This is a genomic window from Ereboglobus luteus, assembly GCF_003096195.1.
GTDB classification, from domain to species: domain Bacteria; phylum Verrucomicrobiota; class Verrucomicrobiia; order Opitutales; family Opitutaceae; genus Ereboglobus; species Ereboglobus luteus.
In genome coordinates, this window is record NZ_CP023004.1 from 1,959,055 (window position 1) to 1,984,921 (window position 25,867).

Sequence of the window (25,867 nt, forward strand, 5' to 3'; positions counted from 1 at the left end):
CCCGAACCCCGCGCGGCACAACCAATTTCAACCAATAAAACAAACATATGATAAAACGTAACCTCTGGAAGATCATCATCAGCCTTGCGGTGGTGGTCTTTTGCGCAACATCACTGGTTCCGCTCAAGGACCAGGAATTCATCGACTTCGTGAAACTCGAAGCCTCGGCCAAGCAATCCGAGTTCAACGCCCTCATGAAAGAGGCCGTCGATCTCAAGGACAAGGGCCGCGCCCGCACCGCCTACCTCGCCCTCAAGCAGCTGTCCAGCGACCGGAAGATTGACCTCCAAAAGGAATACTTTCCCAACATCGACGTCGGCCGCTCCAAGAACCCCGACACCAAGAACGAAATCCTCCTCAAGCACCTGCTCAAGTCGTCCAAGGCCAAGCTCCAGCTCGGTCTCGACCTCAAGGGCGGCGTCGCGTTTACCCTCGAACTTGACGCCAAGGCCATCGCCGACCTCGACCGCGATGCCCGCGCGGACAAGTTGAAAAAAGCGCAGGAAATCATTGAGAAGCGCATCAACTCCTTCGGTGTCACCGAGCCCATCATTCGCGCGGTTGGCGACACCCGTCTCGAAGTGCAGCTCCCCGGCGTCAACACCAAGGATGATCCCGGCGTTGTGGACAGCCTCCAAAAGCCCGCCATGCTGGAGTTCCGTCTCGTGCATCCCTTTGTTTATCCGACCGGTCAGCCCGGCGAGCAAATCCCCGCCGGTTACGAAAAAATGACCTCCGCCGAAAATGACGACGGCGGCACCGTTGATCTCTTTGTGCAGCGCCGCCCCCTCGCCGACGGCAAGATTATCAAGCGCGCCTACGCCTCGCTCGACCAGTGGAACAGGCCGCAAATCAACATGGAATTCACCGACACCGGTCGCGTGAAATTTGCCGAAATCACCCGCGAGGTCGCCCGTTACAGCAAGCAACTCCAGCAGCAATCCGGCAACCCCGAGGCCCGCGCCAGCATGGCCATCGTGCTCGACGGCAAACTCCAGTCCTATCCCGGCGTGAAGGACGAAATCGACAGCAACGGCGCCGAAATCACCGGACGCTTCACCACCATGGAGGCGCAAAACCTCGCCGCCGTGCTCAACAATCCGCTCGACGTCCCCATGCACGTCAGGGAGCAATACGAAATCGGGCCCTCGCTCGCCGAGGACGCCATTTCCAGCGGTCTGCGCGCCTCCATCATCGGCGCCGCGCTCGTGGCCGCGTTCATGATCATGTTTTATTCGAGCGGCGGTCTCCTCGCCGTCATCATGCTCGGCATCAACGTCGTTATCATCTTCGGCGTCATGGCCAACTTCAACGCCACCCTCACACTCCCGGGACTCGCCGGTATCGTGCTCACGATCGGCATGGCGGTTGACGCCAACATCCTTATCTTCGAGCGCATGCGCGAGGAGATACGCGAGGGCAAATCGCTCAGCGCCGCCAACCACGCGGGCTTCATGAAGGCGCTCTGGACAATTCTCGACGCGCACTTTGTGCAGCTCCTCATTTGCGCCGTCATGATTATTTACGGCAGCGGCCCGATCAAGGGCTTCGGCGTCACACTCGCCATCGGTGTGTGCTCCACGCTCTTCTCGGTGCTCATCACCGGACACATGCTCCTCGAACTTCTCGTCGACGGCGGCGTGCTGAAAAAAATCACCATGCGCCACCTCCTCCGCAAGGCTCCGCACTGGGACTTCGTGAAGTGGGGCTGGAAAGCCCTCATCGCCTCGTGGCTCATCGTCGCCATCGGCGTCGGCGGCATCATCTACACCGGCAAGGCAATCTACGGCATCGATTTCGCGGGCGGTGACTCCGTTTCGCTCAAGTTCAACAAGGACAAAAAAGTCGACACCGGCGCCATTCGCGCCGCCGCCACCGGAGCCGGCATCGGCGAGATCATGCCCGCCTACGTCAAGGACATCGGCTCTGACAACGAAATCCTCCGCGTCGACACCACTTACAACGACGCGCCGAAACTCGTCTCCGCCCTTCAGGCCAAATTCCCCGAGGCCAATTTCCAAAGCCTTGGCGTCAGTTCCGTCGGTCCCTCCATCGGCAATGAAATCCTCTGGAAGGCCATCACGGCCATCGCCATCGCGATGCTCGTCACGCTCCTCTACATCGCCTTCCGCTTCGAGCTCGGCTTCGGCATCGGCGCCATGTTCTCGTCGGCGCACGACGTGCTCATGACCGTCGGCGTCTTCGTGATCATCGGCCACGGCTTCCTGGGCTTCCAGTTCACCGCGCCCATGGTCGCCGGCATCCTCGCCATCACCGGTTACTCGATCAACGAAACCGTTGTTGTGTTCGACCGCATCCGCGAGGAACTGCGCATCAACATGACCGGCTCGCTCAAGGACATCGTGAACACCGCGATCAACAAGGTCTTCGCCCGCACGATCATGACATCGACGACCACGCTCCTCGCCTCCCTGTCGCTCTTCATATTTGGCAGCGGCGTGCTCAAGGAAATCGCCTTCACGTTCACCGTCGGCATCATCACCTCCACCTTCTCCGCCATCTTCATTTCCTCGCAGGTCTTCTACTGGTATCACAGGGGCGACCGCAAGCGCGTTGAAAAACACCAGGACGTGAAGCCCACCTACGAGTGGACCGGCGCCAGCAAGGCCAGCGAATAACACGAATGCGGAACTCGGATTGCGGAATGCGGAATCAATGATCCGCGCACTCCGCAAAGCGCGCGCCCTCGTGCCCGCATACATTCCGCATTCCGAAATCCGCATTCCGCATTTCACACAATGCGCTGGATATACACGCCCTTTCCAACCGCCGAGGTTGAGAAACTAAGTCACTCCGTGGGCGCAAGCCCCGTGCTGGCCGAGCTGCTCATGCGCGCCGGCCTGCGCACGCCGGAGGAGGCGAACAAGTTCCTGCATCCCACGCTCAGCGAACTCAACGACCCCTTCCTTCTCAAGAATCTCGAGCAAGCCGCCATGCGGCTCCGCACCGCCATCGCCAACAAGGAGGAAGTGGTCGTCCTTGGCGACTACGATGTGGACGGCGTCACCTCGACCGCGCTCCTCGTCAACGCCCTGCGCGCCTTCGGCCTCTTCCCGCGCTTCATCGTCCCGCGGCGCATGGAGGACGGCTACGGCCTCTCGCGCTCGGCCATCGACCGCGCCCTCGAACTCGGCAAGCCCCAGCTCTTCATCGCCCTCGATTGCGGCACCAACTCGCACGAGGAAGTTGCCTACCTCATCTCGCAGGGTATCGACGTCCTTGTCGTTGACCATCACCGCTCCCGCGAGAAAACCCTCGAGCAGGGCATCCTCGTCAACCCCCACGTCTCCGAGGACGAGGGTGACGAACCTTGGCGCAATCTCTGCACCGTCGGCCTCGTTTTCAAACTCGCGCACGGCCTGCTCAAGCTGCTCCGCACCGAAAACAACGAGACAGCCTTCAAGATAAAACTCCGCGACTCGCTCGACCTCGTCGCCCTCGGCACCGTCGCCGACCTCGTTCCCCTCCACGGCGAAAATCGCATCCTCGCCCGCACCGGCCTGCGCATTCTCCAAAAGACAAAGCGCCCTGGCGTGCTCGCCCTCATGCAAGTCGCCGGGGTCAATCCCGAAAACGACATCATGCCCGTTGATGTCTCCTTCCGGCTCGGCCCCCGCATCAACGCCAGCGGACGCCTCGCCGACGCCGCCATCTCCGTCGAGCTCATGCTCTCCGACGACGCCGAGTTCTGCACCAAAACCGCGCAGGAACTCGACGCCTTCAACCGCGAGCGTCAGGACATCGAGCGCCAGATGACCGAGGAGGCCGAGCGCATGGTCGAAACCCTCTACGCCGACCGGCCCGGTTTTGTTCTCTATTCCGAAAACTGGCACCCCGGCGTGGTCGGCATCGTTGCCGGGCGCATTTCGCGCAAATACCACCGCCCCACCGTCGTCCTCGGACATGAAACCGAGCAGGCCAAGGGCTCTGGACGCAGCGTTGACGGCATCAACCTCGTCGAGGTTCTCGGCGCCTGCGCCGAACAACTCAACAGCTGGGGCGGACATCCCATGGCCGTCGGTGTCTCGCTCGTGCATCAAAACATCGACACCTTTCGCGACCAGTTCGAGAAAGCCGTCGTCGCTCATGCCGGAAGCGCCATTCCCGAGCCCACGCTCGACATCGCCGCCTGGCTCCAGCCCGAGCAAGTCCGCGAAAACCTGATGGACGAAATCTGCACTCTGCATCCCTTCGGACAGGGCAACCCCGAGCCCGTTTTTGGCATTCGCGGCATCGTCCTCGATCATCGCCCCGATGTTTTCAAGCAGCAGCATTTCCGCTTCCATTTTGACGACGGCCTTGGTCGTCGCCTTTTCGGTGTCGCTTGGAAAATGGCCGGCCGCATTCCCCCTGTCGGCGAACCAATCGACATCGCCGTCAAAATCGCCTGGAACCATTTTAACGATCGCAAGCTCCTCCAGATGGAACTCATCGACTGGCACCGCACCGCCACACCGTGAGGATTTTTTAGGCTCTGGCGTTTTAGTTTTTTAAATTTCAAAAACTCGTTCGGCAAAATTTCAAATCTCTCCAAATCATACCGATTTGTTTTTTGGAATCTGGGATTTGAAATTATCGGCGGGCTCTCGGCTCTGTGCGTGCCCCAACATCTCCATTGCTCCGCCCATGTTTCGTGTTTCAGTGTTCGGTTCTTTCACCGCCATGATTCTCGAAACCATGCTCCAGCGGCTCTACGCGAGCCTCACCTCAGGCCCCGGACTCAACGCCCGCCCCCACGGCAGCCGCCAGCGCATTGACCTTCACGATTTCCGCCACCTGCAAGGCGCCGATCCCGCCGCCGGGTTTCTCGCGCAACTCCTTTCCGCCGCGGGCAAGTCGATCGAGTTTCCCGCCAAGACCCCCGCCTTCAAAAAACCCGACTACCCCGAGAGCGAGTGGTCCGACGAGCAGAAGGACGCCCGCGCCGCCGCCGAACGCCAGACTCGCGTGCTCAACAAAACCCGCGAGATTGCCGCTGACGCCGTTGACTACTACAACGACTACGGCGAACAAGCCCTCTACATCGGCTTCCCGCTTCTCTCCATCCCCGCGCGCGACGACAACCACGGCTCCCGCGCCCGCTCGCGCAGCGCCCGCATCCTCGCGCCCCTCGCGCTCGTCCCCGTCAACCTCACGGTGCGCCGCGACACGCGCCCCGGCATCTCGATTTCCACCAGCGGAAACGGCGCCGACCTCGTGCAACCCAACCCCGCGCTCATGGCCTGGATCGAGCAAAAAACCGGCGCCGACACCGACGAACTTTTTGCCGACGACAACGCCGAGGCCCCCTGGCGCGAAATCACCGAGATCATCAACCTCGTCGCCAAGGCCGCCGGCATCCCGCTCCCGCAACCTGGCGCGCAACCGCCGCCGCCCGCCCTCTTCGACGATGCCACGCCGCTCCAGCCCGTCCCAAAAACCGACGCGCTTCCCGACGTCCCCGCGATCCTCCCGTGCGCAGTCCTCGGCCTCTTTCCCGTCACCAATCCCGGACTCCTCCGCGACACCCAGTGGATGATCGAAAACGAGCCCGCGCTCGACAACCCCATCCGCCCCTTCCTCACGCCCGAAGCGCTCGTCGAAACCGATCCCGATCATCACGCCGCCGAGGCCGCGGCCGAAGCCATTCGCGACCACGCGCAACTCCCCGCGCGCGATTTTTCCAACGAGCTTCTCGTCACACACGCCGATCCATGCCAGGCCGAGGCTGTCCTTCACGCCCGCAACAGCGCCGCCCTCGTCATCCACGGTCCTCCCGGCACCGGCAAAAGCCAGACCATCGCCAACGTCATCGGCGACCACCTTGCCCGCGGAGAAAAAGTCCTCTTTGTCTGCGACAAACGCACTGCGCTCGACGTCGTCAAATATCGCCTCGACGGCATGGGCCTCGGCCCGCTTTGCGGCGTCATCCACGATCCGCAACGTGATCGCCGCGACCTCTACCTCGGTCTCCGCGAACGCCTCGAAAATCTCGCCCAAGACCAGCTTCACCCAAACCCCGCCCCCGAGCTCGACCGCATTAACACCCGCCTCAACAAACTCCACGCCGAGCTCCGCGAAAACTTCGACAGCCTCCACGCCACCGCGGACGGCTGCGCCTCCTTCCACGATACCTGCGGCAAATGGCTCGAACTCGCGGGTGCCGTCGCCACGCCCATCCCCGCGGTTGACGGCCTCACGCCCGCGCTCATCGAGGAGCACCGCGTCGATCTTGAGGAAGGCGTGCAGCGCGCCCTCGCCGCCCGCTGGCCCGAGAATCCATTTCGCAACCGCGTCGGCATTTCGCTCGCCGACTGGCTCGCCAAGCCCGCCGCGGCCACCGCCGCGCAACTTCGCGACCTTGTATCCAAATCCTCGATACTCGACCGCTACCCCGATTCGCCCGCCGCCCCGCTCTCCGCCGGCATCGCGCTCGACGAGCAAGTCGGCGCCCGCGTCGAACTCGCCGCCAAGCTCGACGCCGCGATTGCGCACGCCCGGCACGCCACCGCCGCGCGCCTCGCCGCCGATCCGCACTGGCAAAACTGGCGCGCGGAAATCGAAACCCTCGCCCCCGAAAAAGAACCGCTCGCCAAACCCCTCGACCGCGAACTCCACCTCCAGACCAAGGGTGCGCTCCCCGCGCTCGCCCAGTGCAACCAGCGCCTGCTTGCGCTCCGCGAATGGCTTCCGCTCGCCGATTCGTGGAAACGCCATTTCGCCTTCTCCAAAAAAAGCGCCGCGCGCCGCGCCCTCGAACCGCTCGCACTTCCGCTCGACCGCGCCTCCGCCGAACGCGCCCAAACCTACTACGCCGCGCTCAAGGCCCGCCACCTCTGGGCCGATGTCCACGAGCGCATCCACGCCGCGCAACCCGCCGACGCGCTCCCTCCCGACAAAACCCTCCGCGCCCTCGCCGACGCGCTTCCGTCAATTCTCGACGCCCTCGAAGCCGCCTCACTTCCCGCCAACTCCCACCTGAAATCCGCAGCCCTCTTCGCGCTGGGCGAGCAGGCAACCTCGGCCAATTTCCCCGCGCTCCTCCGCCAGGGCGCGCAACGCGCCTCCGCGCTCATCGACCTTCGCGACACCCTTGCCGCCACGAAACTTTTCCACGCCGCCGCAATCGACGAACTCATCGACGCCTGGCGCTCCAACCCCGCCGTCACCGTCGAAACCCAGCGCTTCGTCGAGTTCCAAAACACGCTCGAGGAATGCGTCCGTTACACCGACGTGATCAGCCGCCTTTCGCCCGCCCTGAGCATCGCGCTCACCCACGCCGCCGACGCCGCGCTCCCCTGGGAAACCGCCGAGCCCGCGCTCCGCCTCTCCGCCCTCACGCTCGAAATCCAGACGCAACTCCGCGAAAATCCCGCGCTCGCCCGCATCGACACGCACCGCGTCGAAGCCGCGTTTTCCGAGAAACTCGAACGCACCGCCGAGAAAGCCTCGCTCGTGCGCCAGCTCATCCTTTACCGCTGGCAAAAAGTCTGGCGCGACCGCCTCCTCGCCGCCACCGGCGGACGCCTCAACACACTCGGCGCCTCGCTCCGCCAGCGCCTCTTTGTCCGCGGCCAGCGCGCCATGAAACTCCGCCAGATGATCGCCGCCGGAGCCGACATTCCCGGAGGCGATCCGCTCTTCGATTTCTGCCCCGTCTGGATGGCCGGCCCGTCAACCGTCGCGCAGATTTTTCCCCGCGCCCACCTCTTCGACGTCATCATTTTCGACGAAGCCAGCCAGTGCCGACTCGAGGAAGCGTTGCCCGTTCTCCTCCGCGGCAAACGCGTCGTCATCGCCGGCGATCCCAAGCAGCTCCCGCCCACGCGCTTCTTTGAAAGCGCCCTCACCGAAAGCAACGACACCGCCGCCGAAACCGCGGAGGAAGTTTTTGCGCAGCAACAATCCGAAACCGAGGACCTCCTCGGCGCCGCGCTCAACCTCAACGTGCAGGAGGCATTTCTCGACGTCCACTACCGCTCGCGCAACGCCGCGCTTATCGGCTTCTCCAACGACTCATTCTACAACAAGCGCCTCCAGCCCATCCCCGGCCATCCGAAAAACCGCGCCGTCCACGCCCCCATCCTCCTCACCCATGTGGACGGCGTTTACCACGAACGCGGCAACGAAGCCGAGGCCCGCGCCGCCGCCAATCTCGTCGCCGAACTCCTCGACACCGCCGAGCCGCCCTCCATCGGCGTCGCCTGCTTCAACCTCAACCAACGCGACCTCATCATCGACGCGCTCGACGAAAAAGCCGCCGCCGATCCCGCCTTCGCCCAAAAACTCGAAACCGCCCGCCGCCGGCGCGGACGCGATTCGTTCGAGGGCCTCTTCGTGAAAAACCTCGAAAACGTGCAAGGCGACGAACGCGACCACATGATCATCTGCACCACGTTCGGCCCCGACAAGGACGGCAAGTTCCGCCGCAACTTCGGCGCCCTCTCGCGCATCGGCGGCGACCGCCGCCTCAACGTCCTCGTCACCCGCGCTCGCGACGCCATCCACGTCCTCACCTCAATCCCCCGCGTCGAATACACCTCCGTCACGCCGCCCGAGCCCGGACGCTCCATCACCGGCCGCCACCAACTCTACGCCTACCTCCGCTATGCCGAAACCCTCGGCGCGCGTTTCGACGAATGGCAGACCGAACTTGAAACCGCGCGCCGCCACGAGCATGCGCAAGTCCTCCGCGATGAAACCACGCAACCCTCCGCGCTTGCCGAAGCCCTCGCCCGCCGCCTTCACGCCGCAAGCAACATCGGCTCCACCGTCTATTGGGGCAACGACGGCTTCTGCGTGGACATCGCTCTCACGCACCCCCACATGCCCGCCGACGTCACGATCGGAGTGCTCACGGATTTCAACCGCTACAAAAAAACACCCGACCCGGTTGCGTGGGAAAATTTCCGCGCGCAAATCCTCCAGTCGCAAGGCTGGAGCCTCCATCGCATCTGGAGTCCCGCGCTCTTCCGCGACCCCGAAAAACTCCTCGCCGAAATCGCGGACCGGCACCAGGCCGCCACGGAGCAAAATCAATCCTGAGCAGACTGCGCGGCCGGCGGCCTTGTGCGCACTATACAAAGCAGGGCGGTTTCGTGAAACCGCCCTGCCCGTTTAAAGATCAATACTTATTCGCAAACGGTATTACTTGGCTTTGGCCTTGGATTTGACCCTTTTGTCCTTGGGTGTTTTCGGGAGTTTTACCGTGAAGGTCAGCGGGGTCTCGGGCGAAGTGAGGAAATTGCTCACTTGGAAAACGACCTCGTCGGAGCCTATCTCGTCGGGGAAGCCGACGCCGATGCCGCGCGAAGAGTGCGGTTTTACGAGGTAGTCGCGGTAGAATGCGGGTTTTTCACCGGGCACGACTTTGAGGAGTTTGAAGGTCAGGCCGGAGTTGTTTTTGATGGTGACCACAAAGCGGGGCGTCTGGGTGTTGGAGCCCACGTTGTGCGCAACTTTGACTGAGAGGCATGCCTCGACGAGCGGGCGCAGCCATTGTTCCTCACCGTAGATAAACTCCCGAAAATACACGGCGGTGCGGCGGTTGTCGAGGGCCTCGCGGATGGATGCCGCCGTGGCTTCCTTGGCAAAAACGATCGTGGTCGTGCGATGCTCGCCTTTTTGAAAATCATAGCCGTTCTGGATGGGCGCGTGCACATCGGACGCGCCGATCATGGTGAGTTTTTTATCGAGCGCCCATTGGAAGGCGTGCGGGCTGTAAAGGCTGCCGTTGGCGACTTCGATGCCCTGCATCCAGCCGTTCTGGAATATTTCCTCGTGCTCGGGGAGCCAGCGGGTGATGTGCGCCTGCTGGTTTTCCCAGCGCGGGTGGTTCCATGTGATGAACGCGCCCTGTTTTTTCGCCTCCTCTAGCGCCTTGCGCCAGTCGGTCGTGCTCATGGCGTCGGCGTCCTTGATGAAGATGGCGTTGAAGTGGCCGGGGGGCATTCCGTAGGTGACCTCGGTGCCGGGGATGACGACGAGGTTTTTGGGCGCCGCCTTGCTGGCGATTTCGAAGGAGTAGTTGCGCGAGACTTTTTCGTCGTAAACGTTGCGGCGGCGCTCCTGGTGGTCGGTCATGGCGATGGCGGCGAGTCCCTCGCGGGAGGCCTCGCTGGCGCGGACTGCGGGCCAGACTTGTCCGTCGGAAAACACGGTGTGCATGTGCAGGTCGCAACGGAGGGTTTTGTAGCCGGGGATGTCGGGGATTTCGACACGGAACGGGTCGTGCTGCGCGTGAAGCGTGCAGAGCGCCAATGCAAAAAGCATGGCGAACAATGAACAGTTACGGATATGGTGGTGATGTTGTTTTTTCATGGTGATGAGTTGATGGGAGTTGGAGATGGGTTGTTCGGCGGATGTCGGATGGGTTATCGTTTGCGGCTCAGCCGGAGGCTTCGCCCTACCAGAAGAATCAGTAGGGAGGAGAGAAGGAATAGCGAGGGTGCGCCGCCTCCTCCACCGCCGCCGGAGCTGTTGCCGGTGTCCGGCGTGTCGATGGGGGGCGCGGCAACTGTCACCGTGAATGCGCCGGAGGTCACGATTTCGCCCGTGCTGGTTGTCAATGTCACGGCGTAGGAGCCGGCGTGCGTGTTCGCATCGGCGTTGGTGATTGCGTAGGTGGCGGAGGCCGCGCCGGCAATGACGGTGTTGTCGCGATACCATTGCCGTGCGGCGGGTGTGAAACCGGTCGCGTTTGCCGTGAGCGTGAAACCGCCTCCCGAGGGCACGTGGGCGCTGCTCGCGGTCTTGTTCGCGCCGGTGCCGGTCACGGTCGCGCTGATGCTTGCGGCGCCGTTTGTTTGCGCGGGTGTGACGGAGTTTTTGCCCGCGGTGTTGCCAGCGTTTGCGGCGATGGAGGCCGCGGTGCTGCTGTCGCCAGAGTCGATGATGTGCGCATAGCCGGGGACGAAAACTTTGTCATTGCCGGTCGCGGTCGTGCCGGTGGTCGCGTTCATGAGATTGTCGATCGCGCGGAGGCGTCCGGTGGATTGCTTGGTGAGCGGATTTTTCACGCCTTGGTAGATGTTGCGCACCGAGAGGATTTGCGCGCCCGCGCCGGCGATGGTGGCGGTGGTGTTACCGGTCGCGGTGATGTAGTTGTTATACATGTAAACGCGGGCGTTGGTCACGCTCGGCATGTTGTTTTTCAGGTTGGCGCCCCAGCGGTTGTGGTCGAGGAGGATTCCCGTGGTCGGGCCGGCGTTGGAGATGGTCATGGCCGAGTCGGCACCGCCGGGTGTCGCGGTGAATTCATTCCACGAGAAGGCGACGTTGTCGGCGTTGCCGGTGATGGAGACGGGCGCGTCGGTGAATGTGCAATGGGAAACGTCCACGTCGTTCGCACCGTTGATGGTGAGCGCGCCGGTGGTGAAGTTTACGCCGCGGATGATGGTGTCGCTCGCGCTCGCCGCGATGGTGAGGGTGCCGGAGACGGTGGAGGTGGCATCCGCCCCGACGATGGTTTTGCCCTTGGCGACGGTGGCGCCGCCGACGAGCGAGAGGTTGACGGATCCGGTCACGGTGATGGTCGCGGTTCCCGTGGCTTCGAGCTGCGTCTTGAGCGTTTGCGCGGCGGTGAATGCGGGGTCGGGATTGACGGTGAGCAGGGTGGCATAGCTGGTGGCGAGGCCGCGCGCGTTGCTTGCGGCGAGGCGGTATTGCGTGCCGTTTTGCGCGGTGGTGGCGTTGGGGATGGTGTGGGATGCGGTGGTCGCTCCGGAGATGTCCGTCCATGTGGCTCCGTCGCTTGAGGACTGCCATTTGAGCGAGGGGTTAGGCGCGCCAGTGACGGCGGCGGTGAAGGTGGCGGACTGGCCGGCTGTCACGGTGGCGTCCGCCGGTTGCGTGGTGATTTCCGGTGAGGCGAAGTTGGCGGGGAACTCGGAGAGGTCGGTTGTGAATTCAGACAGTGAGTAGGTTTTTCCGAAGCGATCCGTGGCGCGGATTTCGACGCTGGCTCCAGGGGTTTTTAGTGTGTGGGAATACAGGTGCTTGTTGCTGCGGCTGTCGTAAGTGCGTTTGAGGACGCCGACGTGGTAGCCGGCGGCATAGGCGTCTACCAGCATGTTGAGTTTTTTCAAGGTGTCGGCCACCTTGACGCCGTTTTCATAAACGACGAATTTCCAGTTGGCGTCGGCGTTCCAAACATCAACAACGACATCGTTGGCGCCAAGGGTGGCGTATGGAGGCTGGTTGTAGGTGTATGTGCCGCTGGCACCGCCGAAGCTGATGTCGCCGCGATACATGCGCATTTGGTAGGTGTCGCTGTAGCCGGTGGACTTGTAATACCAGTCGGTGAGCTTGGTGCCGGAGATGGTGTAGACGCCGTAGCCGTTGGGTGCGCCGTCAACATTGAGCAAGGAGTTCCACCAAGCGCCGCAGGCACCGCCGTGGATGTGCTCGTAGGCGGTGATGTTTTTGGTGGAGCCGTTGATGGGGAAGGTGATGTTTTCCTGATAGTGAGTGTGCCCGGCAAGGAAGTGGACGTCGGCGTAGTCCTTGAGCAGACCATAGAGTTCTTGTGCCTTTGTATAGGTGCTGCCGCGCAACGGAATGTGGAAGGCTATGATGATGGTTTTTGTCTTGGGGACAAAACTGAGATCTTGCTTAACCCATTCGTAGATGTCGTTGGTGAGGCCAGTGCCGTAGCCGGATTGTGCGGTGTAAAGGATGTCGTCGAGGCCGATGATGTGAGTGTTGCCGATGTTAACGGAGTAGTTGAGCGGGCCGTAGATGTTTTCGTAGCTCTCGCCGGATTCATAGTCCTTGTTGAGCTTGGAGTAGGCCTGATCGTGGTCGTGGTTTCCGGGGACGGAGAAGTAGGTGACGGGGGAGGCGTTGACGACATCGCGGAGCGGAGCGTGGAGGTGGAGGTTGTCGCCGACGATGTCACCGAGCATGATGGCGTAGATGGGAAGGCTGGCGTGGGTGGCTTGGCGGAGCTTGCCGATGTCGGCAATGGTTTCCGTCTCGTAGCGTTTGAGTTGGGCAAGGGAGGTGACTTGCGGATCGCCAATGCCGAGGAGAATGAAGTCTTTCTCGGCGGAGGGGAGGCGGATCAGGTCGAAGTCATAGCGGTTAACGCCCTCGACGAGTTTTTGCGAGAACCACGCATAGCCGGTGCGATCAGCACCGAGGGTGTTGACTGCGTGAGTTTCGGGGGTGGAGTAAAAGACGACGCGAGCCTTGGTGGTGCCACCCTTGTTCGTGCGTTTCATCTGGTAGATGCCGTTGGCGTTGGTTTTGACGCATTGGAATCCGTCGCTGACAACGACACCTGCGACGGGCGCGCCGGTGTCGTCAACGATGGAGCCGTAGAGGTCCATGCCGGCGTCGGGGGTGATGACGGGATGTTTTCCCTCCATCCAGCGCGCGTAGAGGATATGGCTGGCGGCGTCGGAAGCGACAGTGGTGGAGTCGGTGACTGGTGAGCCGCCGTTGGGTGCGGTGAACCAGCCGCCGAACGTGGCGCCGGCGCGCACGGGCACGGGGAGCGTGCCGTAGGCGGTGTTTGGGGTGATTGTTTTGCCGGCGGGGGAAACGTCGCCTCCTTGCGGGGCGAAGGTGACGGTGAGACCCGGGGGCGTGGCGTCGTTGAATGTGGCTGTGTTGCCGCCTTGGACGGTAATGGCGTTCGTGAGTTGAGCGGGGGTGGGTGTGGTTGCCGGCGCGCCGTCTATCGAGACGCGAACGGTGTGCGCGCCGGAGGCGTTGCCGGTGATGATCAGTCGGTCGCCTTTGCCGGTAGCGGAGTCGATGGCGAGGATGATTGTGCCGGCGCCGGCGAGGGTGTCGGCGGTGGCGGTGTGGTAGCTCCCGGATGAACCGCCGAGGTCAAGGACGGCGTTGTTGACAAGGTTGCCGAGGGAGATGGCGCTGGTGGCTATGCGAAGAGTGCCGGACTCGACGGTGGTGTCACCGGTGCGCGAGCCGACCGCGGCGATGACGAGCGTGCCGGGGCCGCGTTTTGTGAGGGAGCGCCCGTCCCAGCCAGTGGCGAGGGAGTTTGCGTTGGCGCGGTCGGCGAGCGGGGTGTCGATGGTGAAGGTATTGCCCGCGCCGATAGTGAAGGCGCCGTGCGCGTTGGCGGCGGGTGCATGCCATGAAAGGAGCTGGCCGACGCGGTATTCGGCGGAGCCGTTGGGGGCGTCGAGGATGATTTTGCCATTATAAATGTAGTCGGGCAGGCCGGTGGCGCCGGTGAGGGCGGGTGTGATGGAGATAGTTTTAAAATCGCCCTCGATGCCAGCGCCGGCACTCACAACGGTGATATATGGCAACGCGCTGGCGGCGGTGGCGGACGCGGCGGAGGAGTAGCCGGCGAGCGTGTTGATGTTGGTGATTTTGAGCGTGCCGGAAATGTAGGCCGCCCCGGCGGTGGCGACGAGCGGGAGGTCGCGGGTGGATCCAGGGGTGAAGGCGAGGAGGGTTTGCGGGTTTTGGTAGTGGTTGCCCGCAACGAGGATGTAGCCCTCGGCGCCGACGGTGAGCTCGGATTTGCTGCGCATGCCGAAGTTGAAGTTGCCGCGGATGTCGAGCAGGCCGTCCACTCGCACGATGGAGTCGCCGGGGACGGGGACGGCTGTTCCGGTGCCGACGGTGGAGCCGTTGCGTCCGACTTGGAGGTAACCATTGCCGGTGCCGTTTGTGCCGGTGATGACGGTGCCGTTTTCGGTGATGTGGAGATTGGCGTGGGCGCCGTTGCCGATAGCAAAATGGTCTCCGACGCCCAAATAGCCGTCAACGATGACGGTGCCTCCGACGGGGCCTGTGGCGGTGTGATTGGCGTTGGACATGCTGTTGCCGTTGGCGATGGTGAGGAAGGTGCCGACGGTGACGGTGCCGGTTCGGGAGATTTCGAGGTGTCCGTGGCCGGAGCGTCCGACGATGAGGTTGCCGGCGTTTTTCCAGACGCCTTCAACGAAGGCGGTGCCGGAGGCGTTGTTGACGGAGACGGCGGAGGAGGCCATTCCCAGATGTCCGAGGGACGTCTCGGTGCCGGAGACGATAACGGTGCCGGTTTCGGTGATTTTCAACACGCCAACGGAGGAATCCACTCCCGCCGTGGTGCTTCTTTGATAACCTATCGAGAAGATTGATCCGGTAAATTGAAGAAGCCCTTCAACATTGACTTCGCCGTAGGTGTTGGCGGCCTGGCCAAGATAGAAGGAGCTGCCGGTGACGATCATGGTTCCACTCTTGGCGATGTTGACGATACCGGAGGAGCCGGCATTCCTGCCGACATAGATTGCAGCCACGTTGTTATTTTGGACGAAGGCTCCGCCATTGTGAATATTGAGAACATTTGAGCCAGCGCCACCTGAACCGGAGTTGCCAATATAGACAATATTGCCGGCGCTTTGCCAGAGGCCCCGGATATTGATGGTGCCGGAGGCCGAGGCACGGTCGCCGATATAAACATTGTTGTTCATGATGGTGCCGGTCTTCATGACGTCGATGCGCCCGACGCCGTCGAATCCGGCGGCAATGGTGCGGCTGGCCCCGTTGATCAAACCGTGAACAACAATGGCGCCAGTGCCCGCGCCCTTGATAAAATTGGGGTTGGGATTTGGGTCGGCTGTGGCGGAGTTGTAACCACCCGCGCGCAGGGAAGAGTTGATGTAAAGCGTGCCGGTTTGACCGATTTCAAGATGGCCGTTGCCGACACCGCCGACATAGAGCATGCCAACACGGTTGTTGAGATAACCGTTGACTATGACTGTGCCCGACGAGGATGTGTCCTTCGCTGCGATTTGCAGGTAGTTGGTGTTTGCCACGCCGCCTTGGTCGATGTTGAGCACGCCCGTGCCTTCGTAACCGACATAGGTATTGTTGCTGGTGGTATTTGTCCATACGCCGCCGCCCGCAATGGAGAGCGTGCCGGATGCTCCCGCGCCGTGACCGATGGATGCGGATCCACTGTCGGTCGTGATGCCGTTGCCGATGGCGATGTGACCATTAGTTATGAAGGCGGCGTCGGTGGCTCCGGGGGCATTTCGCACGGCGCCGGAAGGCGAGCCGGTGCGCCAGCCGTTGGGCGTAAACCAAGTGCCGCTGACACCGTCGCCCCAGTAAACGTCGGCGGCGCGGGTCGCGGGCGCGAGGGTGAGTGCGAGAGCAAAAATAAAGAGTGTGACAGGGGTGTTTTTCATGGGATGGAGGGGGAAGACGCGCACTTTACGCGCGCCTTGGTGGGTTTGGGAAAGAGTGTTTGTGCGGACTATTTTTTCAAGACCTGTTTGCGCGCGGGCAGGGGAATGCCGTCATTATTTCCCCTGAAAGTGCTCGACGATTTGTTGGGCTTGGGCCGGGCAGTCGGATGAAATGTAGTCCACTCCGAGGTTGGCCATTTCGATCACATTGGCCATCGTGTTGAGTGTCCTCACATTGATGGTCATGCCCAAGTCGTGGGCTTCCTTGATCCAACGGGGATTGGCGCGGATGGCCTTGACGCCGTAGTTGGCGCCGGTGATTCCGAGCGCGTGGAGTTCACTCGGGGGTTTGTCTCCGTTCAGGTAGGCCACCTTGCAACCCGGCTGGATGCGTATCAGCTCCTTGCAAATATCAAGGTTGAACGCGAGGAACATCACTTGGTTCATCAATCCTGCCTTGTTGATCGCCTTGACCGTGGCGGCGACGACGGCGTAGTTTTTCTCCTTGGTCTTGTGCGTTTTTATCTCCACCGCGAGCGTCATTTCGGGCTTGGCCTTGGCTTGTTCCAGAAACGCTTCGAGGGTCGGGATGGGCTCGCCATTTTCCAGGATGAATCCCTTAACCTCGTCATGGGTCGAATCCTGAATCGTGATTCCGTTTATGGTTTTTGCGTCGTGATGGATGACCAGTTTGCCGTCGGCCGTGAGCCACACGTCAAACTCCGAGGCGAATACTCCGAGCTCCTGCGCTTTGCGCAGCGCGGTGATCGAGTTTTGCGCGGAGCCGACTGTATTCCAATAACCCCTGTGCGCCGTGACTTTGGGCGTGGAGGGAAGCGCATCGACTTTGTTCAGTTGGGTGAAACCCAAGTGCCGGGTTTTGTTATTACGAATCAACTCCAATTGATACCTGCCGGACTGAAATCCTTCGGGAATGATGATTGTCAACCTGTCGCGGGTAACCTCGCCGTTCAGAATTATTTCCCCTGCGTTATTTTTTTCCGTCGGGGTTAGCTTTATTTTATCATTCGCTTTGAAACCAATTCCCCGGATCGTGTAGGTTTTTCCAGAGGCTACATTCAGGCCCGAGAAATAGGAAACATCCGTCACCAGTTCCGCTTCTTGTTTCCGGGCTGACGCCGCCGATGCTTGCGCGCAGACAATCAGCGACAGGCAGAATATTAATATCAGTGAGTGTTTTATATTCATTGGGGTGCTGTTGATTTAATGTTTGTTTCTGAACAAAGATTAACCGCTGAGGGCGCGGAGATGCACGGAGGCAGGAGAAAAACATCGGCGAGTCCGCATGTGTTTCTCCGTGCCTCCCTGCGTCCTCCGTGATTAAAAATCAGAGGGTTTTAATTCGCGATAATCTCTTGGTAAGCGCGCGGGTTCACGCCAGCGGGTTGAAGCTTATCTCGTGCGAGATGGAGCCGTCGTGGATCATTGTTGCGGCGAGCTTCAGTTGTTTGGCGTCGGCGTGGCCGCGGATGATTGTGGCGTTGGAGATTGCGCGTCCGCCGCCGAGGATTTGGGCGTAGGGGAACTTGCTTGTCGCGGGTATCAACGTGGCGCGGTGGTTGTGGGCGGAGACGATGACTTGCGCGCCCCAGCGCACGAGCGTGTCGTGCCACGCGGCGCGGCCGCGCAGGCTTACGTGATCCCATTCCTTGTTGTTGTAGTCGGCCTGGACTTCCTTGGTCCAGCGCAGCGGGATGTGGCAAAAAACGACGCGGTAGGGCGCGTCGCGCAGCGCGGGTTGCTGGGTGACTTCGTCCAGCCAGCGGGATTGTTCGCGGATGAGCGGCTCGAAGGCTGCGACACCCTTGAAGGTGCGGTGCGCGTCGGGTTTGTCCTCGCAGGTGTCGAGCACTATCATGCCTACCGGGCCGGTGCGCAGGGCGTAGAAGGGGCGGTCGCCGGGGAAGTCCACGTAGTCGGTCATCTTGTTTGCCCAGAGGCCGCGCACGTCGTGATTGCCGCGGGCCAGGAAGATTGGCGGTCCCTCGGCGAGGTCGACGCCCTTGGGGCTGACATAGATGCCGGGGATCAACGAGGCGTCGTTGACGTTGTTGCTGAGATCGCCGTTCCACAAAAGAAAATCGTCGTCGTTGCGGCGAAGCGAGTGGAGTTTCTGGATAGTGGGGGCTTGGTCGTGCGTGTCGTTCCAGACGGAGAACCGGGTTTCGGCGGCGCCGGGCGAGAGGGTTTTGGTGGTGTAGATGCGCGTGCGTGTTTCCCCTGCACCCTTGCCGCCGAGCGGCTTCAGCACGGCGCGCCAATGATAACGCGTTCCGGGTTTCAGGCCGGTGACGCGGATTTTGACAACCTTGCTGTCGTGGGGGACGAAGCCCCATTGGTCGGAGCTTGCCGTGAGGCCGAGGCTTTTGGTTTCACCGTATTCGATCCATGCGAGCGCGGCAGCGCTGAGGGGAAGCGTGACGGTGAAACTTTCAGACGTGGGCGCGAAGACGGCGGGCGTGCCGCCGAGTAGCGAGGGGGACGCGTCCGTGCCGGCGGTGGCGCTTGAGGGCGCGCTGTTCGCGGATGCTGCGACGAGCGGCTTGGCGAGTCCGGCGGCGGCGAGCGTGCCGAGGGTTCCGATTGAGGTGATGAATTGGCGGCGTTGCATGATGGGTTTTCGGGTTTGGATTAGTGGTTTTGATTTGGATTAAGGCGGGGCGAACCGTCGCGGCGGGTCGGTTTGCTGTTTCGGCTCACCGCGACGGTTCGCCCTGCCAAATATAGTATTAACGGGTGTGTTCGAATTCTGCGGAGACGAAATAATGGTCGCTCGGGTGTTTGCCCTTGCGAGCGTCCTTGATGATTTCGGCGTCGATGGGCGTGAGGAGTTTGTTGTGGAGGATGAAGTCGATTTTTTTGCGGGTTTTGCCTTGGGGCGTGGAGAGGAATTCGGCGCCGAGAAAACGATGCGCGGTGCCTCCGGGGTCGGCGGGGCCGTGGATGGCCGCGTGGCTGTCGAGCCAGCCTTCCTTCCGCGCCAGCTGGAGCGAGGGGGAATCCGCGTCGGCGTTAAAGTCGCCGGTGATGACGACGGGAATGTCTTTCGACAGCTTGCCGGCGAATTTGAGCAGGACGGCGATTTGTTTCACGCGCGCCGTGCTGAACTTGTGCTCGAGATGGGTGTTGAGAACGCAGAGTTTTTTGCCGGTGTTTTTGTCCTTGAGGACGAGCCAGTTCGCGGAGCGCGCCATGTAGGCGTCCTCGTATTTTGAGAAGGCAATTTCCGGAGTGTCGGAGAGCCAGAAACCTCCGCCGTCGAGTTTCTCAAAGCGCTTGGTGGAGTAGAGAATCGGAACGTAGAGGTCTTTCTTGGTGCTTCTGGCCGCATCCTTCATCTCGAAAAAATTATGGAATTCGGTGTCCGGAAGACGGTCGCGGAGGTAGCTGACCTGGCCGGCGTGATTTTCCTGAAGGCAAATGATGTCGGCATCCTGCGCGAGGAGGACGTTGCGGCAAAGCTCCTTGCGGGAATCCCAGTCGTCGCCGGTTTTCTTGTCTGCCAGAAAATAGGTATGGCGGATGTTGGCTGTGACGACGCGGAGGGCGTCTGCATTTTGCCGTTTGCGCGCCGGAATGTCGTTCGTTTGCGCCGGCAATGACAGGGCGAAAATAGCGGGCGCCGCGATCAATGCCGTTTTGGCAAACGTGCGAATGATGCGTTGCGCGCGGTTCATTGCGGATTTTTGATTTTGGATTTTGGCGGGGAGTGCCGGGCGAAGCGACAGTTTGACGCCCCTTGGGTGAGCCGTTTACGATCTCGGCTCACCGGGGCGGTTCGCCCTGCCAAACTATTCGGCCAGGGCTTCGATCACCTTGCGGTTGGCGTCGCGGACGGCGGGACCGTCCATTTTCAAGACTTTGCGGTCGTAGGTGTAGAATCCGTTGGCCTCGATTTCGACATCGGTCGTCTGCGTGTAAACGGCGGCGGCATAACCTTCGGCGACCATGTCCTTCAGCATTTTTGTGTATTCAACATACTTCGCCGTGAGGTCGTCCTTGCCGGTGAATTTGACTTTGCCGTAACCCCAGTTCTTGCCGTCCGGTTTCCAGAGGTGGCCTGGCAGCGGGAGGGCGAGGCCGCCGTATTCGCCGAGCACGAGCGCGAGGTTTGTGTAGCCGGGGAACATTTTCGGCGCGGGATAATTGTGGAAGTCAACGATGTCGCCGCACGCGCGCATGTTGCCGCCGCTGGCCGCGTTGACGAGGCGCGAGGGATCGCGCTCTTTCGTCCACTTGGCGATTCTTTCCGTGTCGAACTGGCCCCACGCTTCGTTGAACGGCACCCACACGACGACCGAGGGATGTCCCTTGCAGAAGTCCATGATTTCGCCCCACTCCTTTTGGAAATTATCCTTCGAGAGCGGCGTGCGCAGTGTGTCGATTCCGCCGCCGAGCGTGTTGCGGCCCCACTTCGCGCCGAGGCCGTAGCTGTGCGTGCTGGGCATGTCCTGCCACACGAGAATGCCTTCGCGGTCGCAGTGGTAATACCAGCGCTGCGGCTCCACTTTCACGTGCTTGCGAATCATGTTAAAGCCGAGCTCCTTGGTCTTGATAATGTCAAACAACAGCGCCTCGTCGGTCGGCGCGGTGTAGAGGCCGTCGGGCCACCAGCCTTGGTCGAGCGGGCCGAAGTGAAAATAGTTTTTTCCGTTCAATTGCATGCGCACCATGCCGGAGGCGTCGCGCTTCATGGAGATTTTGCGGAAGGCGGCGTAGGAGCGGGCTTCATCGACGGTTTTGCCGCCGGAGAGAAGGCGCGTGCGCAGGTCGTAGAGTTTCGGGTTTTCCGGCGACCAGAGCGTCGGGGTTTTCAACGAGAGCGTCAGTGCCTCGCCGGCGTTGCCGCGCGCGGTGGCGACGACCTTGTTGTTGTCAACCAACTCCACCTCGACGGTGGCGGGCGCGGCGGTGTCGACGGTCACGGCGAGTGTGCCGGCGTCGATGTCGGAGACGGTTTGCACGTCCTTGATGTGGTTTTTCGGCACCGGTTCCATCCACACGGTTTGCCAGATGCCGGTGACGGGGGTATACCAAATGCCCTTGGGATTGCGCACCTGCTTGCCGACGGGATTGTCGGAGGCGTCGGTCGGGTCCCAGACGCGGACGACGAGCGTATTCGAGCCGGAGGCGTTGAGGAAACGGGTGATGTCAAACGAGAATGGGGCGTAGCCGCCGGTGTGCGAGCCGACGGGCGCGCCGTTGACAAACACATCAGCGCGCCAGTCAACCGCGCCGAAGTGCAGGATGATGTTTTTTCCGCGCCACGCGGCGGGGATGGCGAGCTGGCGTTGATACCAAAGTTCGTTGTCCGAGCCGACCTCGCGCTGCACGCCGGAGAGTGAGGATTCGATGGCGAAGGGCACGAGGATTTGCCCCTCGTAGGCGACGGGCAGCGCCGCGCCCTTCGGGGCGATGGTGTAGTCCCACAGGCCATTGAGATTTTGCCACTCGGTGCGCGCGAGGCGCGGGCGCGGATACTCGGGCAGCGGATTGGAGGGATCAACCTGCGCGGCCCAGGGCGTTTTGATAAGGTCGCCGGCGGGCGCCCAAGATTTGGCGGTTGCGGTGGCGCCGACGAAGAGCATCGCGGCAAGGAATAACGGCAGGCAATGTTTCATAGTTTGGTTTTTGTGGTTCATTGGAGAAAGGGAAAATTGTAACCGCGAATGGACGCAAATGGACGCTAATAAAGACGGGGAATGAGACGGAAAAAGGGAAAGGGTTTATGTCATGAGGAAAACGAAAAATGGCGATAGGAATAATTATTCAATTCCGGACTCTGATTTGTTTTATAACGCCCGTTTCGTGTTTATTATGAAGATCAGAGTTGCTGGAATAAAAACCCAGATTGCAATGGCTAAAGGCAAAAATCAACAAAGCTCAGCCGACTTCCTTTGACCTTCCTGTCAAATTTGGAATTCGGCTCTCGTGACAACTAAAGAATTTTAAATAAAAAGTAGCCTTTTTTGATTTAAAAACAGAGGCAACGCACTCAGAGCGTCATGTATTAAGTGACATTGGATAAACTGCACTTTTATTTAAAATATTATAAAGATAACAACTCGACAAAACTCGCTCAGTCTTTTTTTAATTTCACCGCCCATTTTGTCTCTCATTTTATTGTTATTTGATATTTGTCTTTCCCTTTTCTTGTGAAAATAACTTGTGTTCTATAATATCCTTCGGTGCCGGGTTTTACTTTCCATAGACGCATGGAGGATCTGACAGCATATACATAATCCGGGCGCGTGGCCGATATCACAGTGTCGAGCACGACCCGATCATGAACCACCATCACAATCAACTCTGCCATGCCGTTTTCTTTGCCGTGTAAGGGACGTGGGGTTCGGCCACAATGCCTTGTAATTTTGGCTTTAGCAAAGCGATCTTCTCGAAATCGCCGCCAACTTTTTCTTGCAGGGCATTTTTCTCATCCACGGTCAACGGCACCATGACAGCCTTCATAGGGCAGGGCGGTTGCCGGAGTTTTTCTTATCAGAGTGGGTAACTGGCTTTCCATATATTTTTTCGATTTTCTCAATGGCAGCCTGCTGCTCCGGTGTTATTTGTGGCGATTTTTCATCCGGAGATCGTGGCACCAATTTTATTCGACTCCACGAAACAGTTGATGCGGATATCCCGGCATTTGCTTTTTCAGCATAGGCACGATTTAATATAATACCACAAGTCGCAAGGCAACAGACGAACAGGATGCGCAACGGAGAAATATTCATAGGATTAATATATTCTTAATGGAGGCAAAAAAGAGACAGACATGTTTTGTTGATTTTCATGATCATGGGGCGAGGCTCGTTGGCCTCGTCCGGCGGCGGGACGCCGCCGCTCCTTGCGCAGGCGGCGGTTCGTGCGCGGGTAGTTATGTGTTCGGTTTCTTTTTGCTGAAGAGCAGGGGGACGATCAGGAGGAAGGAGAGCGTCGAGGCGATTACCCAGAAGGCCGAGGCGTGGCTGAAATCGTAAACCTTCACGCCTTCGACGATTGTTATGCGCGCGTCGATTAGTTTGCCGCTGATGATGTCCTGGCAGCCGGCGGCGATGTAACTCGCGAGGCCGACAACGCCCATCGCCGCGCCCGTGGCCTTGCGCGGCACGAGGTCAACCGCCATCAGTCCGCCGAGGAAACAGATGAGCACGCCGATGGATATGCCAAAGAGGATCATGCTGATCACGTTCACGACGATGCCGTTGCCTCCATAAAGGAAGAGGATGAGCGAGACGGTGTTGCACACGCCGAAGATGATCGCGGGCAGGCGGCGGTCGCCACGGAAAAATTTGTCGGAAAACCAGCCCGAGAGCACCGTGCCGAAGATGCCGAGCAGCGCGTTGACGGAAATGAGGTTGGTCGATTCGACGAGGCTGTAGTCCTTTGTCTCCTGCAGGAAGAGCACGCCCCAACTGTTCACCGCGTAGCGCGCCATATACATGAACGCGCTCGACGCGGCGAGTATCCACACGCCGGGCGTGCGCAACGCGAGGCGCTGGAGCGAGGCGGTGCTTTCGGCGGGCGCGGACGCATTTTGTTGCGCGGCCTCGCCAGTGAGCACTTCGACAGGCGGAAGCTTTTGGCTTTCGGGTGTGTCGTGCATGAGCCAGATGATGACAACCACGCCCAACACGCCCGCGAGTGCGGCGCCCCAGAAGCCCCATTGCCAGCCGACGGCGGAGACGATGAGGCCGACGAGCACAAAGGACAAAAATTCGCCGAGGTTGTGGCTCAGGCTGAAGAAGCCGTAAAAGGTGCCGCGCTTTTTCAACGGATACCAGCGGGAGAGCCCGATGACCGCGCAGGGCGAGCCGACGGACTGGCCCCAGCCGCTGATCGCCCACATGGTGGCGAAGACTGCGGTGAACGCGCCGGCGGAGATCACGCCGGTGGTAAAGCCCATCACGCCCATGACGAGGTTGGCGCACGCGGAGAGCGCGAGCCCGGTCGCCATGAAGCGCTTGATGTTGGAATGGTCGGCGATGAAGCCGTTGAAAAACTTGCCGCCCGCGTAGGCGAAGAGGAGCGCGGAGCCGACGACGCCGAGCTGGCTGGCGTCAACCAAGCCGGCGTCGAGCATGGGTTTTTTGACGACGTTGAGTGTGGTGCGGCAGACGTAAAACAAGCTATAGCCGATCGTGCCTGCGAGAAACACCTGCCAGCGCAGGCGTTTGTAGAGCGCGTCCGTATTTTCGTCGTGCGGCAATTGCACGGCGGCGGGCTGGCTGACACGGAAGAAGTTGAGCAGGCGTTTGAACATTGACGATTAAGGTTTGAATTTAAGGTGGCGGAAGCGGGGTGGTTTGAGGGGGATGTTTTGCCGGAAAGGGGACAGAGCTATGACAAAGAGGGCGCGAAGGGCGAGCCAGTTGTTCGGGGAATTTTTGAGGCGTGTCGAAACTCTTTTGTTAGTCCTCAGATGTTCCGAGGCGGCTCCGCCTCAACCGAAGGAATAGCCACAAAAAGGCGCAAGAGGGATTGTTTGCGTGTTGATATCTCCCGCGCGCCTATAGGCGCATCGGTGCGTTTCTTTTAATATAAAATCGTATGCGGATAAATGTGCGATGCGCCTATAGGCGCGCGGGGGATGTGCGTCGGGGTAAGTGCCTCTTTGTGCCTTTTGGCGGCTAAAACGGATTGAGTGAATTATTCCCAATCCAGCACGGCGGCGATGGGGGCGTGGTCGCTGGGGCGGATGCCGTTGCGGCGGATGTTTACGTTGGCGGCGGAGGTCGCTTTCAGGCCCTTGCTCGAAAAGATGAAGTCGATGCGCGGCAGCTTGTCCTTAGGCCCCGCCTCTTCGAACGCCTCGGCCAGCGCTTGCGGCGGCGTGTGGGTGGCGTCCTCGAACTTGATCGGGAAACCGGTGAGGTATTTGTAAACGTAGCCGTCGCCACGGGAGTCGTTACGCAGGGAGTTGAAGTCGCCCGTGAGGACAATCGGAGCGGACTTGTCCTTGCGGTTCTTGATGCGGTCCATGATGAGGATCGCGGATTTCATGCGGGCCTCGGGCACGTGGACGTTGAGGTGGGTGTTGTAGAAATACACTTTTTTGCCGGTGCGCTTGCCGTTGGCGATTTCGTGGAAAAGGCCGTAGCTGACATTGCGGCGCGCGCCTTTGTTGGTGCTTTTGCCGGTCTTGGGATCAATGGGCGACCAGGTGTTTGAGCCGGGGATTTCGGGCGTGTCGGAAAGCCAGAATGTGCCGCTGTCGTTGGGGTCGATTTCCCAGCGATCCTTGCGCCAGAAGAACATGTTGGACATCGAGAGTTCCTTCGGTTTCAGCGTGTTTGGCTCGCCGTTGCACGCCGCGTAGAGCGAGCCGTAGCCGGACTTTTCCATCTCAACGGCGAGCTGGTTGACCTGGTCGAGCACGGGGTCGGGGTTGGTGGAGGTTTCCTGCGTGCCGATGAAGTCGTAGCCCGCGCCGCCTGTCCGGTCGCGCATGATTTCGAGGACGAGCGGCTTGCGTTTAACCCAAGGCTCGCATTTGGCGTTTTTTTCGGTGCTCGGGCGGGAGCCGAGGAGGTTGTAGGTGAGCACGCGCACGGGCTCGGAAAAACCGGTGAGGGCGAGCGCGACGCTCGCGAGCGCGAGCAGGGTGAGACGACGGACGGGGAGCGTGGTTTTCATAATTAAGAAAGTTTTTTTTAACCGCGGATGGACGTGAATGGCCATAGATA

Annotated in this window: 13 protein-coding genes; 3 read left to right on the forward strand and 10 right to left on the reverse strand. The window is 60.6% G+C overall.

The annotated features are described in order from the left end of the window. The first annotated feature begins 47 nt into the window (after positions 1 to 47). The 3 genes from secD (at position 48) to CKA38_RS07345 (ending at position 9,045) form a co-directional block, all read left to right on the forward strand. Complete coding sequence (gene secD / locus CKA38_RS07335; RefSeq protein ID WP_108824888.1) at positions 48 to 2,639, forward strand: protein translocase subunit SecD; 2,592 nt, start codon at positions 48 to 50, stop codon at positions 2,637 to 2,639. Between the two features lie 120 nt (positions 2,640 to 2,759). After that, on the forward strand, positions 2,760 to 4,481 hold the full coding sequence (gene recJ / locus CKA38_RS07340) for a single-stranded-DNA-specific exonuclease RecJ (protein WP_108824889.1): 1,722 nt from the start codon (positions 2,760 to 2,762) through the stop codon (positions 4,479 to 4,481). Between the two features lie 202 nt (positions 4,482 to 4,683). After that, positions 4,684 to 9,045 (forward strand): AAA domain-containing protein, encoded by a 4,362-nt coding sequence (locus CKA38_RS07345; protein WP_161554787.1) that lies wholly within the window; start codon positions 4,684 to 4,686, stop codon positions 9,043 to 9,045. A 102-nt stretch (positions 9,046 to 9,147) separates the two neighbouring features. On the opposite strand, the gene CKA38_RS07350 is transcribed toward CKA38_RS07345, so the two are convergent. The 10 genes from CKA38_RS07350 to CKA38_RS07385 form a co-directional block, all read right to left on the reverse strand. Beyond that, the gene (locus CKA38_RS07350; protein WP_161554788.1) at positions 9,148 to 10,272 is read right to left on the reverse strand and encodes an Sb-PDE family phosphodiesterase; all 1,125 of its coding nucleotides are present in this window, start codon (positions 10,270 to 10,272) and stop codon (positions 9,148 to 9,150) included. Between the two features lie 101 nt (positions 10,273 to 10,373). After that, positions 10,374 to 16,157: a calcineurin-like phosphoesterase C-terminal domain-containing protein gene (locus CKA38_RS07355; protein ID WP_108824892.1), complete on the reverse strand. Its 5,784-nt coding sequence runs from the start codon at positions 16,155 to 16,157 to the stop codon at positions 10,374 to 10,376. 114 nt (positions 16,158 to 16,271) lie between these two features. Beyond that, positions 16,272 to 17,366 carry a glycerophosphodiester phosphodiesterase gene (locus CKA38_RS07360; protein ID WP_108824893.1) on the reverse strand — a complete coding sequence of 365 codons (1,095 nt, stop codon included), beginning with the start codon at positions 17,364 to 17,366 and terminating at the stop codon, positions 16,272 to 16,274. Positions 17,367 to 17,550: 184 nt separating this feature from the next. Beyond that, positions 17,551 to 18,789, reverse strand: coding sequence for a metallophosphoesterase (locus CKA38_RS07365; RefSeq protein ID WP_108824894.1), 1,239 nt, complete (start codon positions 18,787 to 18,789; stop codon positions 17,551 to 17,553). Between the two features lie 118 nt (positions 18,790 to 18,907). After that, a complete protein-coding gene (locus tag CKA38_RS07370) occupies positions 18,908 to 19,855 on the reverse strand; it encodes an endonuclease/exonuclease/phosphatase family protein (RefSeq protein ID WP_108824895.1) in 948 nt (315 codons plus the stop codon). A gap of 114 nt (positions 19,856 to 19,969) precedes the next feature. Next, positions 19,970 to 21,799 (reverse strand): glycoside hydrolase family 2 protein, encoded by a 1,830-nt coding sequence (locus tag CKA38_RS07375; protein ID WP_108826482.1) that lies wholly within the window; start codon positions 21,797 to 21,799, stop codon positions 19,970 to 19,972. Positions 21,800 to 22,481: 682 nt separating this feature from the next. Further along, positions 22,482 to 22,646 (reverse strand): hypothetical protein, encoded by a 165-nt coding sequence (locus CKA38_RS15705; protein ID WP_236919222.1) that lies wholly within the window; start codon positions 22,644 to 22,646, stop codon positions 22,482 to 22,484. Then, entirely contained in the window at positions 22,643 to 22,915 is a 273-nt protein-coding gene (locus CKA38_RS15380; RefSeq protein WP_152032719.1) for a hypothetical protein, read from the reverse strand. Before CKA38_RS15380 ends, CKA38_RS15705 begins: the two co-directional genes overlap by 4 nt. A 143-nt stretch (positions 22,916 to 23,058) precedes the next feature. Next, positions 23,059 to 24,444 (reverse strand): MFS transporter, encoded by a 1,386-nt coding sequence (locus CKA38_RS07380; RefSeq protein WP_108824896.1) that lies wholly within the window; start codon positions 24,442 to 24,444, stop codon positions 23,059 to 23,061. A gap of 386 nt (positions 24,445 to 24,830) precedes the next feature. Beyond that, on the reverse strand, positions 24,831 to 25,817 hold the full coding sequence (locus CKA38_RS07385; protein WP_161554790.1) for an endonuclease/exonuclease/phosphatase family protein: 987 nt from the start codon (positions 25,815 to 25,817) through the stop codon (positions 24,831 to 24,833). Positions 25,818 to 25,867: the final 50 nt, after the last annotated feature.